Here is a 13,991-nt window from a genome sequence, read left to right as displayed (position 1 = left end):
TTATTCTCCAAGACGATGTTGAAACAGCTGCTCAATTAACAGTTTCAGTAATGCGAGCCTGTCTTTAGCTGTTTCAGAAGGCATAGTAAATTTTAGCTTATTGGGCCCGTCCATTCGATATACTTGGGGCTGAGTTTGCAGTAAGCCGATGATAAAGGTTGGATCAACCTTATTATTGTCACCAAACTCTATACTACCACCTTTAGCATGCATTTCGATTTTTCTTAGGCCTAACTGTGTGGCTAAGTGCTTATAAAGTGTCATTTCCATCAAGTTTTTAGTGGCGTCGGGTAACATACCGAAACGGTCAATTAACTCGACTTTTAATTCATCAAGGGCTTTAGCCGTTTCACTGTTGGCAATGCGTTTATACAAAGATAAACGCATGTTGACGTCACCGACATAATCTTCTGGCAATAGCGCAGGAATACGCAGCTCAATTTCACATTGATGACGCAGCATCTGGTTAAGTGAGGGCTCTTTACCTTGTTTTAGTGACTTAACCGCATCCTCTAGCATCTCCATGTAGAGGGTAAAACCAATCTTAGAAATATGGCCACTTTGTTCGTCACCAAGCAGCTCACCCGCACCGCGAATTTCTAAATCTTGGGTTGCAAGCATAAAGCCTGCACCGAGATCCTCTAATGCGCCAATAGCTTCAAGACGTTTACGGGCATCTTTTGTCATTCGTTTTGGATGAGGCGTCATCAAATAAGCATAGGCTTGGTGATGTGAGCGTCCTACACGGCCGCGAAGTTGATGCAGCTGCGCCAAACCAAAATTGTCAGCACGTTCAATGACAATGGTATTGGCAGAGGGCACATCAATACCCGTTTCAATGATGGTGGTGCACACCAATACGTTAAAGCGTTGATGATAAAAATCAGACATCACCCGCTCAAGTTCACGCTCTCGCATCTGACCATGGGCGGTAACGACTCGCGCTTCAGGTAAGAGTTCACTGATTTCAGCTGCGCGTTTTTCAATGGTTTCAACACTGTTATGCAAGAAGTAAACTTGGCCACCTCTTAAGATCTCACGCAGCAATGCCTCGCGAATGGTGGCTTCATCATATTCTCTGACAAAGGTTTTTACTGCGAGTCGTTTGGCTGGCGGCGTGGCGATAATTGACAAGTCGCGCATGCCAGACATGGCCATATTCAATGTTCGCGGAATAGGGGTTGCTGTTAGGGTTAAGATATCGACATTGGCTCGTAACGCCTTAATCTTCTCTTTTTGTCTGACACCAAAACGGTGCTCTTCATCAATGACTAACAAGCCCAAGTTTTCAAACTTAGCCTCAGATTGTAATAATTTGTGGGTACCAATAACGATATCGACTTTGCCATTGAGCAAATCTTTCATTACCTGAGTTTGCTCTTTTGCCGTTTTAAAGCGAGACATCACTTCAATTTTGAAAGGCCAATCAGCAAAGCGGTCTTTAAAGTTCTCATAATGCTGCTGGGCTAGCAGAGTCGTGGGCACTAAAATGGCGACCTGTTTGCCATCATTGACGGCAACAAAGGCGGCTCGCATAGCCACTTCAGTCTTACCAAATCCCACATCACCGCAAACGAGTCTGTCCATCGCTGTTGGTGAGCGCATATCTTCAAGTACCGCATTAATTGAGGTCTCTTGATCAACGGTTTCTTCATACGGAAAACTGTTAGCAAACTGAGCATATTCTTCTTGGTCGATGTGGCAAGCTTCACCAGGACGTGCTTGCCTGCGGGCATACACATCAAGCAGCTCAGCAGCGACATCACGAATCTTCTCAACCGCTTTTTTCTTCGCTTTCGCCCAAGTTTCGTTACCGAGTTTATTCAGCGAAGCTTCTTCGTCGGGGCCTACACTGTAGCGACTAATGAGGTGCAAGGATGACACTGGCACATAGAGTTTATCGCCGCCTGAATATTCAAGCACTAGGTACTCGGCAACGAGGCCGCCCGTGTCTAATGTTTCTAGACCTTGATAGCGCGCTACACCATGATCTAAGTGAACAATCGGTTGTCCTACTTTGAGCTCGGCGAGGTTCTTAACCAGTGCGTCAGAGCTTATTTGGCGCTGTTTATCACGACGGCGTCGCTGTGATATACGTTGACCAAAGAGTTCTGTTTCGCAAATTAAACTAAATTTACCGCCTGTTTTCTTTTCAACGATGCAGCCTTGCGCTAGCGGTGAAACAATCAGCCCAAGTTTTGTCTTGCTGGCAACAAACTCATCGAAGTGGCTAAATAGCTTTGGCTTGATATCAATCTTAGCGAGCAGCTCTAACAAGGCTTCACGGCGGCCTTCTGATTCAGCACTAAATAACAGGCGATCGCCCTGTGCGACGTATTTTTCAAGCTCAGTTAATGGTTGCTTGAGTTTATGATTGGCGGTGACATCTGGTAGCTTGCTGACTTTACCTTGAAGAGCTGTGCCAGTATAAGTTTCATTTTTAAGGCCAAAGCGGGGAAGGGCCTTAAAAGAGGAAAAAATCTGTTCAGTAAGAAGATACAGCTCTTGTGGTGCTAACAAGGGTCTTAATGGATCGACGCGTCTATCTTGATAACGCGCTTCAACCTCATTAAGGTGCGACTGAGTGGCAGACTCAATGTCTCCCACTGTGACTAATTGGGTATTGTCCGGTAAATAGTCAAAAAGAGTGGCTGTCTCATCAAAAAACAGCGGTAGATAGTTTTCAATACCAGCAGGCATGGTTTTCTTGCTGACCATTTGGTAAATCGAACCCGGCTCTTTGACTAAGACTTCAAAGCGGCGGCGATATCTTTGTCTAAAGCCTTCAATGGCCGCGTCATCGGTTGGGAACTCTTTTGCAGGCAGTAAGCGGATCGCATTGATCTCTTTACTTGAACGCTGAGTCTCTGGGTCAAAATTGCGGATAGTTTCCACTTCATCATCAAACAGTTCGATTCGATAAGGCTGGCTCGAGCCCATAGGAAAAATATCGATGATAGAGCCGCGCACGGCAAATTCACCATGCTCATAAACCTGCTCAACCACATGGTAACCGGTATTTATTAACTGTTCGCGCACATCTAAAAGACGATATTTATCGCCTTTTTCTAGCATCAGTACATTGCCAGTGAGAAATGATTGCGGCGGTAAGCGCACCATTAAGGTGGTAACCGGCACAATGACAACACTTTGCTGAGCTTGAGGGATCCGAGATAGCGCTTCGAGTCGCTGAGACACCAGATCTTGATGTGGCGAAAAGCTGTCGTAAGGCAGTGTTTCTCTGTCAGGGAACAGCCAGATCGGTATTGATTGCTCACTGAGTAAGTAACTTAGCTCAGCTTCTAGGCCGATAGCATTAGGCGTGTCGGCGGTCACAACCAAGGTTACTCCCTGGTGCTGCTTCGCAATATTGGCGATGGTTAGCGCTTGGGCTGCGCCGCTAAGTGTACACAGCGTTTGTGCCAATTTGGCACTCTTGACAGCTGGTGGAGTCAATACGGAAAAAGCATTCATTAAGGCGAGGAAACAAGTCCATTAGCAGTAAAGTTGCTAAGTATTGTAGAGGCTTGTCTCAACTCATGCCAGTGAAAATTATGTTTGTCTTAGCGGGCTAACTTGCGCAGTTTTAGTTGCCTCTGCTGTATGCTTAAGCTGGCTTTCACCAGTTGTTCTACATCACTGTCTTGGATCACACTGAAGGTTAGTTCGCAGGCATACTGGGCTGCGCTAGCTTGTGAGGCGGTTTCAGAATTAACTTGTGGATCAGCTTCAAGCAAGGTGCAGCTTTTCACTTTTGCAAGGCATAGAAGGGCCACGAGCTCCTCTTTGATGTGTAATGTCACTTGAAACATTTGCCCAAGTTCAATTGGCGCAGCACTAACAAGGGTAATGCCACTACCACCGAAATGACTGCCGGTATAGCGAGTTCCCTCATATTCCTCTTTGGCCATGACGTGTTGCAATACCATGTCAATTTTTCGAGACTGCAACTTTAAAAATTCCACCACCGTTTTTGCTTCATCATCGAGGTGGCGCAGTTGTATAAGGCAATCTGATTCAAGGGCTTTAACATCGCTAATCAACTGCAGGCTGGTAGGCAGCATCATGCCAAGTTGCGCTGGTGATGGCAGTGGTTTAGCACTATCCCAAGGACTCAAATAGACATCAAATGGATGATTAATACTAAAATAGGCTGTAGAGTCGGTTAACAAGGCTTTTGCCTCTTGTTTTTAGGGGGCTAATACACCTATTATCGTGCGCATCTTTATGATTTAGCAAGGTTAGACACGCAAATGTCTTAGTATTTGAGCAGTATTGAAAAGATATTGAGGAAATATTAAGGTTTTTTGTGAAGCGCTGGGGATCTGTTATTCCATTTGAATGGGGGCTAGCCAGTTAATTACCGTGGCTATTGAGCTCAGCTTAAGTCGATTATATTTGGGTTTTTTAATGAATTTTTCATTATCGTTTTATATTGGTTATCGCTACTGGCGAGCGCGTAAATCCAATGCATTTGCATCATTTATCACCATCTTTGCTGTCTCTGGGATTTTACTTGGTGTCGCGGCATTGATTGTGGTCAGCTCAGTCATGAATGGCCTAGAAGGTCAACTTAAACAGCGGATCTTAGGCGCAGTGCCGCAATTAACTGTGCATTCGCAAACAGCGATTGTTGATTGGCCAGAGCAAGTCATCAAGCTGAGCGAACTTCCCGGTGTGATTGGGGCTACCCCCAGTATTTCAACTCAAGCCATGGTGCAATCGCCGAGTAATATAGGCGCCGCGCAGGTTTATGGGATCTATCCTGAGCAAGAAAAAAGCTTACTTAATACCACAAAACAGGTTTATTCCGGTGATTTTGACGCACTAGAATCTGGAAAATACCGCATCATCCTAGGTGCAGAGCTAGCCCGAATGCTCGATGTTGCTCCCGGCGATAAAATTCGAGTGTTGAGCGGCGATGGTGTGGTGTATACGCCACTGGGCCCCGTGCCAAGCCAGCGTAAATTTACTGTGGCCGGTGTTTTTGAAATGGGTTCACAAGTCGATGCGACCCTTGCCTATGTTCATCATGATGACGCGCAGCGTTTGATGAGACAAAAAGCGGGTGAAATTAAAGAGCTGCGTTTGTATTTAGATGATCCCTTTAACGCCGCAAAAATGGCGCCTCAAGTGATTAACCAATTTGCCACGCCCGTTACCACAACAGATTGGCGAGATACCTACGGACATTTATTCGGGGCGGTAAAGATGGAAAAGAACATGATGTCTTTAATGCTCAGTCTTATTATCGCCGTTGCTGCATTTAATATTGTTTCTGCCTTGGTGATGATGGTGGTTGATAAAACCACTGACGTTGCGGTTCTCAAAACACAAGGTTTAACCACATCGAACGTGATGGGGATCTTTATGATCCAAGGCTCACTTAACGCGATTATTGGTTTGATATCAGGCGTTGCTGTTGGTGTATTGTTAACCTTGAACCTCAATATGATTACTCAGCTTTTAGGGATCTCTATCTTGGGAGCCGGGCAAAATTTGCCGGTGCAATTAGAGCTGAGTCAATTAACCTGGATTGTGGTTGGTACATTAGTGATAACACTGGTAGCCACCGTTTACCCAGCAATTAGAGCAGCTAATGTGCAGCCTGCTACCGCGCTTAGGTATGAGTAAGCAAACATACGAGTAAGCGGCGATATGAATAAGAACAGAATAAGTAACAATAGCGAGTTAACAATGAATCAAGAATTATTGCTACAAGTCAGCGGTGTCAGCAAGCGTTATCAAGAAGGCTCTGTCGATACTGAGGTTTTGCATAATGTTGACTTACAAGTATTTAAAGGTGAGCAACTGGCTATTGTCGGCAGCTCTGGCTCGGGTAAAAGTACCTTGCTACATATAATGGGGACGCTTGATAGCCCGACCAGCGGCACCGTCACTATGCTTGGAGAGGACCTGTATAAGTTATCGAGTCAGCGCCAAGCCAAGATACGAAATGAAAATTTAGGCTTTATTTATCAATTTCATCATCTATTACCTGAGTTTACTGCGCTTGAAAATGTGTCTATGCCTGCGTTAATTCAAGGTCAACGTCGTAAACAGGTTGAAGCCAAAGCCAAGTCATTGCTCGAGCGGGTGGGGTTAGGGCATAGGTTAAGCCATACTCCGGCAGAAATGTCCGGTGGTGAGCGTCAACGGGTAGCAATTGCCAGAGCCTTGATTAACGATCCTAAGTTAGTGCTCGCAGACGAGCCAACCGGTAATCTCGATGCTAATAGCGGCGAAGCCGTATATGAGCTTATCACTGAACTTGCTGCGCAGCTGGGCACTGCATTTGTTGTGGTGACTCATGATCAAAGCCTCGCGGCAAGAATGGATAGGCAGCTGCATATGAAAGATGGCCGCTTGGTGCAAGCCGAGGAATTCACTGCATGAGAAGTCTGTTAGCTATGTGGGTTGGCTGGCGCTTCTATTTAGCGCGTCAGTCAAATCGGTTTATTAACTTTATCTCGTTTGCTTCAACGGCGGGGGTCGCGCTCGGGGTAACCGTGCTTATCGTGGTTTTATCGGCGATGAACGGCTTTGAAAAAGAGTTAGAGCATCGCTTATTAGGCGTGGTGTCACATGGTGAGTTAATTGGTGTCAATGAGCCCATCCATCAGTGGCAATCAATTGTCAGTGATGCCAATAAAGTGCCGGGGATCACTGCCGCCGCGCCGTTTGTGCGTATGCAGGGCTTAGTGCAAAAAGTCGGTGGTTTTCAAGGGTTAACAGTACTGGGTATTGATATCGAAACCGAATCGGAAGTATCAAATATTCAGCAATTTATGTCAGCTAAGAGCTGGCAGAGCCTAAGTGAGCAAAACAGCAATAATATCGTTTTAGGTAAAGGTTTAGCCAAGAGTTTAGATTTAAAAGTCGGTCAGTCATTAAGCTTGTATATGCCTAATATCAATGGCCAGTCACAAAGTAAAATTGGCGCGGCTAAAAGTCATCGCTTTGTGGTTTCGGGCATTTTTGAACTTGGCGGTGAGCTAGATATGACCACAGCCTATATCCCGATGCAATATGCCGCCAAGACCTTGAATTTAGGTGACAGTGTTTCGGGCGTGCGTATTAAAGTTGATGACGTATTTGCAGCGCCAAGATTGATAAGAGATTTAGGTTATAGTCAGCAGCAATATGTGTATATTTCTGACTGGACTCGTACTCAAGGCCATTTATACCAAGATATCCAGCTAGTGCGTATGGTGATGTATCTGGTGCTTGCATTAGTCATTGCGGTGGCGTGCTTTAATATTGTGTCGACCTTAGTAATGGCGGTGCGAGATAAACAGTCTGAAATTGCCATCTTACTCACCATGGGCATGAGAAAAGCATCAATCATGCTGATCTTTATTGTACAAGGCGCCTTTAATGGTATTTTGGGCTGTGCCATTGGCGGGGTATTAGGGGTCATGATCTCGCTTAACTTAAGCGCTATAGCACGTACGATAGAATCGGTATTAGGCGTTCAGCTGTTATCGGCGGATGTGTATTTTATTGATTTCTTACCCTCTGAACTAAAAAGCGGTGATGTGGTAACGGTTGTCTGTTTAGCCTTTATAATGAGTGTTATTGCAACCTTATATCCCGCATGGAAAGCGAGCCAAACTCCGCCAGCAAGAGCCTTGGCTGGTAGGTAATACTGATTATCAGCTCTATAAGACAAAAATAACGCCAGCAGATGCTGGCGTTTTTATTTTTGGCTTATCTTTTACCATCTCGGCAACTATCGAGTCAAAAAAGGTAAGCAATCTAGGGCAATAAGGTGTTAGAAAGCTTATTCATGTAACCAAGTCAACGCAGCATCCTCATTGTCAAAGAATTCAATTTCTCCTGCGACAAACCAGCGCCCTAGTTTGGTGGCGGTTTCTTGCCAACCTTTATTGCCGTATAGGGCTATTTTAACAAATTGATTGCCATGTTTAAGCCCGAGTTTAAAGTCATCCCAAGCAGCGCTAAGCTCCCAACCTTCAAGCTCTGTCGCATCAAACAGGGCTTTAATCTTAGGCTGTTTGACCTCCGATAGGGCGGAATCAATGACAGGGGTAATCGCGAGGTAATCGCTATGGGTAAGCTTACCTTTGGCTTTTAGGGTTAAGTAAAACTCGTCACTCACTCTCTCTATGCCGATAGAGAAACCGTGTCTTAGTGCATTCATATAGACTCTCCTTGTTAGATAATGCGCGTCATACAGTATTTGTTGATTTGATATCACTCGCGCCATGAAAACTAATCCAGACAACTGCATTGATATCGATGAATATCACGTTTATGCTTTCGGGCAATTTAATTTCGCCTGTTTAGCTATAAAAATCAGGTGTTATTTGGGTACTAGGTATAGAAGAGCTTGGAGCGAAAACCAAGCCAAAAGGAATAATAATGGATCAGCAAGCATATTCAATTGGTGTCAAAGGCCAAAAGTGGGGCGATGCAGAAAAAGCCCAGTGGTTTAATGCTCAGTCGGTTAAACGCTCATACCAAGATGAAGTGCTGAGTAAAATTCTAGCGCTTAAAGACTGCTTTAACGTCGAGCAGTATGGCGCGCTGTCATACGATGCTGCACGTTATCCTCTATTTGCCATTAAATCGCCAAACTGGGATGACAACAAAGCGACCATTTTAGTGACCGGTGGCGTGCATGGCTACGAGACAAGCGGCGTTCAAGGTGCGATTCGTTTTGTTGAAACGAAAGCGGCTGATTATGCAAAGCATTTCAATATTTTAGTGGCACCGTGTATTAGCCCTTGGGGTTATGAAACCATTAACCGCTGGAACCCGAAAGCTATTGATCCTAATCGCTCGTTCTATGCAGATAGCCCTGCAGAAGAGTCGGCAGCGTTAATTAAGCTGTTAGCAGAACTTGAGGTGGAGATATTTGCCCATATTGACCTACACGAAACCACCGATACCGATAACAGTGAATTTAGACCGGCATTAGCAGCGCGTGACGCGGTAGAACACACTAACTGGAATATTCCAGACGGATTCTATCTGGTAGGCGATACCATCAATCCACAAGATGCGTTTCAAACGGCAATGATAACAGCAGTAGAGCAGGTGACTCATATCGCTCCAGCCGATGACAGCGGTAAGTTAATTGGTGTTGTTCTGGCTCAGTTTGGCGTGATTAATTACGCGACTAAAGCGTTAGGTTTATGCGCGGGCGTGACAGATGCAAAATATGTCACCACAACAGAAGTCTACCCTGATAGCCCATTATCAGATGATGAAAACTGCATTGTGGCGCAGGTCGCTGCGATAACCGGTGGACTGGATTACTTGCTAACCCTGTAGCTTTTGCTTCTTAGCTGTGACCCTAGGCTTTGGTTTATGACTCTAGTTTAAGGCTCTAGTTTAGCATTTTGCAGTAAAAATGCGGCTTTAGCACAATAGCCTCGTCATATAGATGAGGCTTTTTTATGCCTGTATTTTCATCTGCTTGAAGAAATGTATTTGAAGTAAAAGGTCACTTTCAGTTAACCTGATTGCGATAATAATGACAAAAAACAGCAAAAGGAAATTTGCGAATGAGCATAGTTTTAGCTACCTCAGCTTTTGCTTTATCTCTCTCAGTACTTGCGCCCTTGAACGGCGATTCATCGGTGCTTATTGAAAACCCCAAGGTTACCCAGCAGCAGGGTTGCTTCAGCGGGACATTCTCCAGTTACGATGTGTGGAAAAAAGAGGTAAAGCAAAGGTACCAACCGCACTACCATACCCAAGAACAGATAAGTCATGCGATGAGCTCGTTCGAAGCTCGATATCCACGGCATAAATTTAATTATGCTCAGCGCGAATTAGCTTGCAGCACGTTTACCTATATGGTCGATGGCATTCCAGTTGATGGCTTTGTGATTAAACCCAAGTTCTCAATAAAACCTTTACCAGTGGTGGTTTTTAACCGCGGTGGCAACGGCGACTTTGGCCGGGTAGGCTTCAGCGCTATGATGCACACTCTTTTTCCCATCGCGCAAGAAGGCTTTGTGATTATTGGCAGCCAATATAGGGGCTCCTATAGCGCTCAGCTCCTTTCTCAATCGGGCTCAAAAGCCGTTGACCGAGTAAGTGTCGAGGACGAATTTGGCGGTAAAGATATACAAGATGTGACTCACTTGATTGATTATATTCCGAGTATTGCTGGTGCAGACTCAGAGCGTATTGGCCTATTTGGCTGGAGTCGAGGGGGAATGCAAAACTATCTAGTATTAAAGCAGCTTGAAAATATTAAAGCGGTAGTGACGATAGCCGGGAGCACAGATCTGTTAGCTGGTCTTAGCCAGCGCCCTGATATGGAGCGTGTATATAAAAAACGTATTCCAGACTATCGTCAAAATAAAGCCGCTGAACTTGACAAGCGATCGGTGATTAAGTGGGTCGATAAGTTACCGACTAATGTCCCCATTCTGTTGTTACATGGCAGTGATGATAGGCGAGTCGATGTCAGTCACTCAATTACATTTGCCGAGAAGTTGAAGCAACATAACTTGAGTCATAAGCTGGTTGTTTATGATAAGGATGATCACGGCTTAACCCGCAATAAAGAGCAAGCGTACCAAGAGGTAGTCTCTTGGTTTCAGCAATACCTATAATTTAAAATGAGCATTAACATAATACGAGCATTAACCATCAACACAAAGTAGCAAGGAATGCGCAATGAGAGTATTTAACGAGTTCTGGTTTTGGTTTGGCTTAATCATTTGTCCAATCATTTTTATTGCGAGTGTCTTCAATACAGGTCGATTACTCGGTCATCTTATCTATCGCTCTGAGCCGTTATTACAAGCATTGAGTACTGCGCCTGAGCGTCCTGAGTTAGTGGTCAGCTTCGCTCTGGCTATTTGCAGTGTTTCTGAGTTTTACCGAGCATTTAGCCGCGCAAAAGTAAGGTTTGCAGGCTAAGTTAAACTGACTTCAGACTCGCTAGCAGTAATTGAGACATCTGTATCGCGGTGGAAGTGTTTAATATGTGGTCATATCAATAGTTTGAGTAAGGCGCGGCGTCAAGCCAGAGTTATAACATAGCTTAAAAAAAGAAAACGCAGCCATTACCTGAAATCAGGGGGACTGCGTTTTTTAATGCCTAGAAAATAAACTTTAGCAAGACCATTGTTGCCTATGCAACAAAATTAGTCTAGAATTCACAGTTGTTGTATGTGCAACAATAATTTTTAAGTAGCAAGTTAACTGGCTGTTCAACTCATGAGTCTGTTGAAGCAAGGCTTAACACCTAACACCTAACACCTAACACCTAACACCTAACACCTAACACCTAACACCTAACACCTAACACCTAACACCTAAGCCCGTTATGGCCAACGAATAAAGATGCTGGAATTAGAGCAAGTGATGTTTGTGGAGAGAAGATGAAAGACAAAATATACCAATATATTAGCTATGCAGTACTGAGCTTAGCCGTACTGTTTTCGCTATTTTTGGTCACAACAGACAATATCGCCCCTTTCACCACACAGGCTGCTGTACATAAGAACGTGGCGACAATAGCCGCTGAAGTTTCGGGGGTGGTTACTCAGGTCTACGTTGAGAATGGCCAGCAAGTGACTCAGGGGCAGCCATTATTTGCAATTGTTCAAAGTCAGTACCTGATTGCGGTAAAACAGGCCCAAGCTGAGCTTAATCAAGCATTAGAGGATAACTCTGCCAAGGGGCAAGAGTTAGTTGCGGCTGAGCAGGTTATATCCCAGCGCAGCTCAGAGAAAATGAATGCAACCCGTAAGATGAAGCGTTATCAATCGTTATTAAAGCAGGGCACGGTTACACAGCAAGCGCTAGAAGATGCCGAGTTAGCCTATAACGTCGCATTGAGCAGTGAGTCTGCAGCCAAAGCAGATGTGAAGCGTATTAAAGCTGAGCTTGCCACTGAACAAGATAATGCCGCAATTGAACTTGCCAAAGCAAAGTTAGCTCAAGCTCAGTTAGAGCTTGAACATACACAGGTTACAGCGCAACTCGCGGGTTCGGTAAGTAATTTACAACTTCAAACTGGAAGCTATGTCGCGGCGGGTGCGACGGCCATGTTTGTTGTAAATGAGCATGACAGCTGGCTAAGTGCAGACTTCAATGAAAATGGCATTGAGCATATACAAGCTGACGCTCCTGTGATGATTGTGTTCGATGCATTGCCTGGTAACATCTTTTACGGAAAAATTATTAATCAGGATCGCGCCATTTACGATCAATCGAGCATGAGCAATCAATTAGCCGAGGTCACTAATAGCGATCGCTGGATCAGGGAACAGCAAAAAATTCGAACTCGAATTACTATTAATGATCTAAATAAGCAATTGATTTCAGGCTCTCGAGCCAGTGTGATGGTGATAAACGGTAATTGGCTGGTGGATGCTAGTGCTAAGATCTGGATGAGCTTAGTTAGTTACTTTCACTATGTGTATTAACAGGTTTGAAGTCAGGTTCGAATATGTTTTCTAACGCAATGCAAAGAAATGAAGCCATTAGGATCACCTTAGTGATCACGCTTTGTATGTTGGTTGGCCAAATGTTTCGTTTTGACTCTGCGGTCTACCTTGCGCTGTATCCAACAATCGTGATGACCAAAGTAAAAGATTACTCTTGGAGTCATCTTGTAAAAACCTTTGCGCCAACACTGCTCAGTGCATCTATAGCGCTTGTGATTGTTGAACTGTTTCAGTCTCATCCCTTTATTGTGTGGACAATTAGCTTACTGTTTGTCGATTGGATGCGAAAAAAAGCAGATACACCCATTAAGCGTGGCGCAATGATAATGCCGGTTTTTAATTGGATTCTTATCGTCATTTTTTCACAATTTAGTAGTCAGAGCATGCCGGATAGAATTGGTGAAATTTTTCTATCGATGTTGATTACTGTTTGTGTCGCAAAGGTTGTCGTTCGGTTTTTCCCTGTATCAGACTTAGCGGAAAACGCTAAGACTAAGATATTTAAGCCGCAACAAGTCACCTATCAGCAAAGACTTGTGACTATGAGTCTTATCGGCACGGGTATTGCGGTATTGATGAACATTAATCTGCTTTCGGCAACCTTTTGTATGGTGCCAGTCATCGCCGCAGCAACTCAAATTGATCGCAATGCCTATAAAGAGGTGGTGAGGCGCCGCTTCATCACTCAAGTAGGTGGCTGCGCCATTGCTGTGATAGTGAGCGTTTTACTTGCAGGCCATCAAGCGGTTATCAGTTACTATACGCTTATTGTTGGCGCGGCTATTTTTTTGATTGCGACCCAGATGGTCACAGCCAAAAAAGCGTTACGAGACTTTCATGGCGATGCGCTTTTAGCGACAGTCCTACCAATCCAACTTTATATTGGTACCGCTAGTATGGGGTTGGAGAGTATTTTACTTAGAGCGTGGGAACTGGCGCTAACATTAGGTATATTATTCCTATTATTTCAGCTATCTAACAGAAGAGAACACAATGTCACAGACGAGCAAAATGGTGCCGGAGCTTGAAGCTAGTACGTCATTTATGATGGGACTAGCTTATAAACAATTTAGAACCTTGGCTAACCAAGCGTTGACGGCAAAGCTTGGCATTAGTCTTGAAATGTTAGGTGCGCTTAAAGTGTTAGCCCATGCTGGCGAGATGCCGCAGCAAGGGTTAGCTGAAAGCCTACTGCGTGAACGCTCGGCGACTAAGCGACTAGTTGATAACTGCATTAAGCGCGAATTAATCAGCAGCTATAAAAATGAAACAAATAAAAAAGCGAAATATTTAGCGATTACAGATAAAGGCATACAGGTAAAAGAGCAGGCTAGCGCTATATTGTCAGGAATTATTGAACAGTTTTACGCGCCATTAACTGCTCAGGAGAGAGAAACGATATTAGTGCTTTGCCGTAAGCTGGTAAAAGATGATGTTTTTTTGGCAAATGACTAACTAATGGGTTAAAACTTTGTAGAACCTAGAACCTAGAACCTAGAACCTAGAACCTAGAACCTAGAACCTAGAACCTAGAACCTAGAACCTAGAACC

12 protein-coding genes are annotated in these 13,991 nt (G+C 44.4%); 9 read left to right on the top strand and 3 right to left on the bottom strand.

Going from position 1 to position 13,991, the window contains the following annotated elements; genetic code table 11:
* Positions 1-3,474, bottom strand: coding sequence for a transcription-repair coupling factor (gene mfd, locus ACVBIK_RS13505; RefSeq protein ID WP_447169898.1), 3,474 nt, complete (start codon positions 3,472-3,474; stop codon positions 1-3).
* Between the two features lie 89 nt (positions 3,475-3,563).
* A complete protein-coding gene (locus ACVBIK_RS13500) occupies positions 3,564-4,172 on the bottom strand; it encodes a hypothetical protein (protein WP_447162627.1) in 609 nt (202 codons plus the stop codon).
* A gap of 238 nt (positions 4,173-4,410) precedes the next feature.
* On the opposite strand from ACVBIK_RS13500, the gene ACVBIK_RS13495 reads away from it, so the two are divergent.
* The 3 genes from ACVBIK_RS13495 to lolE all read left to right on the top strand — a co-directional run bounded on the left by ACVBIK_RS13495 (position 4,411) and on the right by lolE (position 7,646).
* Positions 4,411-5,634, top strand: a complete 1,224-nt coding sequence (locus tag ACVBIK_RS13495; RefSeq protein ID WP_447162628.1) for a lipoprotein-releasing ABC transporter permease subunit — start codon at positions 4,411-4,413, stop codon at positions 5,632-5,634.
* A 63-nt stretch (positions 5,635-5,697) separates the two neighbouring features.
* A complete protein-coding gene (gene lolD, locus ACVBIK_RS13490) occupies positions 5,698-6,396 on the top strand; it encodes a lipoprotein-releasing ABC transporter ATP-binding protein LolD (RefSeq protein ID WP_447162629.1) in 699 nt (232 codons plus the stop codon).
* Positions 6,393-7,646: a lipoprotein-releasing ABC transporter permease subunit LolE gene (gene lolE / locus ACVBIK_RS13485; RefSeq protein WP_447169897.1), complete on the top strand. Its 1,254-nt coding sequence runs from the start codon at positions 6,393-6,395 to the stop codon at positions 7,644-7,646. Before lolD ends, lolE begins: the two co-directional genes overlap by 4 nt.
* Positions 7,647-7,783: 137 nt before the next feature.
* Here lolE and ACVBIK_RS13480 read toward each other — a convergent pair whose 3' ends face one another.
* Positions 7,784-8,164 carry an STAS/SEC14 domain-containing protein gene (locus ACVBIK_RS13480; protein ID WP_447162513.1) on the bottom strand — a complete coding sequence of 127 codons (381 nt, stop codon included), beginning with the start codon at positions 8,162-8,164 and terminating at the stop codon, positions 7,784-7,786.
* A gap of 221 nt (positions 8,165-8,385) precedes the next feature.
* Between ACVBIK_RS13480 and ACVBIK_RS13475 the strand changes: the two genes are divergently transcribed.
* The 6 genes from ACVBIK_RS13475 (at position 8,386) to ACVBIK_RS13450 (ending at position 13,895) form a co-directional block, all read left to right on the top strand.
* On the top strand, positions 8,386-9,300 hold the full coding sequence (locus ACVBIK_RS13475; RefSeq protein WP_447162514.1) for a M14 family metallopeptidase: 915 nt from the start codon (positions 8,386-8,388) through the stop codon (positions 9,298-9,300).
* 233 nt (positions 9,301-9,533) lie between these two features.
* Complete coding sequence (locus ACVBIK_RS13470; RefSeq protein ID WP_447162515.1) at positions 9,534-10,595, top strand: alpha/beta hydrolase family protein; 1,062 nt, start codon at positions 9,534-9,536, stop codon at positions 10,593-10,595.
* 64 nt (positions 10,596-10,659) lie between these two features.
* Positions 10,660-10,905, top strand: a complete 246-nt coding sequence (locus ACVBIK_RS13465; RefSeq protein WP_220762826.1) for a hypothetical protein — start codon at positions 10,660-10,662, stop codon at positions 10,903-10,905.
* 464 nt (positions 10,906-11,369) lie between these two features.
* The gene (locus tag ACVBIK_RS13460) at positions 11,370-12,419 is read left to right on the top strand and encodes an HlyD family secretion protein (protein WP_447162516.1); all 1,050 of its coding nucleotides are present in this window, start codon (positions 11,370-11,372) and stop codon (positions 12,417-12,419) included.
* A 23-nt stretch (positions 12,420-12,442) separates the two neighbouring features.
* Complete coding sequence (locus tag ACVBIK_RS13455; RefSeq protein ID WP_447162517.1) at positions 12,443-13,468, top strand: DUF2955 domain-containing protein; 1,026 nt, start codon at positions 12,443-12,445, stop codon at positions 13,466-13,468.
* Positions 13,434-13,895, top strand: a complete 462-nt coding sequence (locus ACVBIK_RS13450) for a MarR family winged helix-turn-helix transcriptional regulator (protein ID WP_447162518.1) — start codon at positions 13,434-13,436, stop codon at positions 13,893-13,895. The genes ACVBIK_RS13455 and ACVBIK_RS13450 overlap by 35 nt, the downstream gene beginning before the upstream one ends.
* Positions 13,896-13,991: the final 96 nt, after the last annotated feature.

This window comes from Shewanella sp. 125m-1 (genome assembly GCF_052977065.1).
This window is presented reverse-complemented; position numbering and strand designations above follow the sequence as displayed.

What these genes read in the sequence shown, in the direction of transcription:
- mfd (WP_447169898.1), bottom strand. Translation starts at nt 3,474, where the DNA reads ATGAATGCTTTTTCCGTATTGACTCCACCAGCTGTCAAGAGTGCCAAA.
- ACVBIK_RS13495 (WP_447162628.1), top strand. Translation starts at nt 4,411, where the DNA reads ATGAATTTTTCATTATCGTTTTATATTGGTTATCGCTACTGGCGAGCG.
- lolD (WP_447162629.1), top strand. Translation starts at nt 5,698, where the DNA reads ATGAATCAAGAATTATTGCTACAAGTCAGCGGTGTCAGCAAGCGTTAT.
- lolE (WP_447169897.1), top strand. Translation starts at nt 6,393, where the DNA reads ATGAGAAGTCTGTTAGCTATGTGGGTTGGCTGGCGCTTCTATTTAGCG.
- ACVBIK_RS13480 (WP_447162513.1), bottom strand. Translation starts at nt 8,164, where the DNA reads ATGAATGCACTAAGACACGGTTTCTCTATCGGCATAGAGAGAGTGAGT.
- ACVBIK_RS13475 (WP_447162514.1), top strand. Translation starts at nt 8,386, where the DNA reads ATGGATCAGCAAGCATATTCAATTGGTGTCAAAGGCCAAAAGTGGGGC.
- ACVBIK_RS13470 (WP_447162515.1), top strand. Translation starts at nt 9,534, where the DNA reads ATGAGCATAGTTTTAGCTACCTCAGCTTTTGCTTTATCTCTCTCAGTA.
- ACVBIK_RS13465 (WP_220762826.1), top strand. Translation starts at nt 10,660, where the DNA reads ATGAGAGTATTTAACGAGTTCTGGTTTTGGTTTGGCTTAATCATTTGT.
- ACVBIK_RS13460 (WP_447162516.1), top strand. Translation starts at nt 11,370, where the DNA reads ATGAAAGACAAAATATACCAATATATTAGCTATGCAGTACTGAGCTTA.
- ACVBIK_RS13455 (WP_447162517.1), top strand. Translation starts at nt 12,443, where the DNA reads ATGTTTTCTAACGCAATGCAAAGAAATGAAGCCATTAGGATCACCTTA.
- ACVBIK_RS13450 (WP_447162518.1), top strand. Translation starts at nt 13,434, where the DNA reads ATGTCACAGACGAGCAAAATGGTGCCGGAGCTTGAAGCTAGTACGTCA.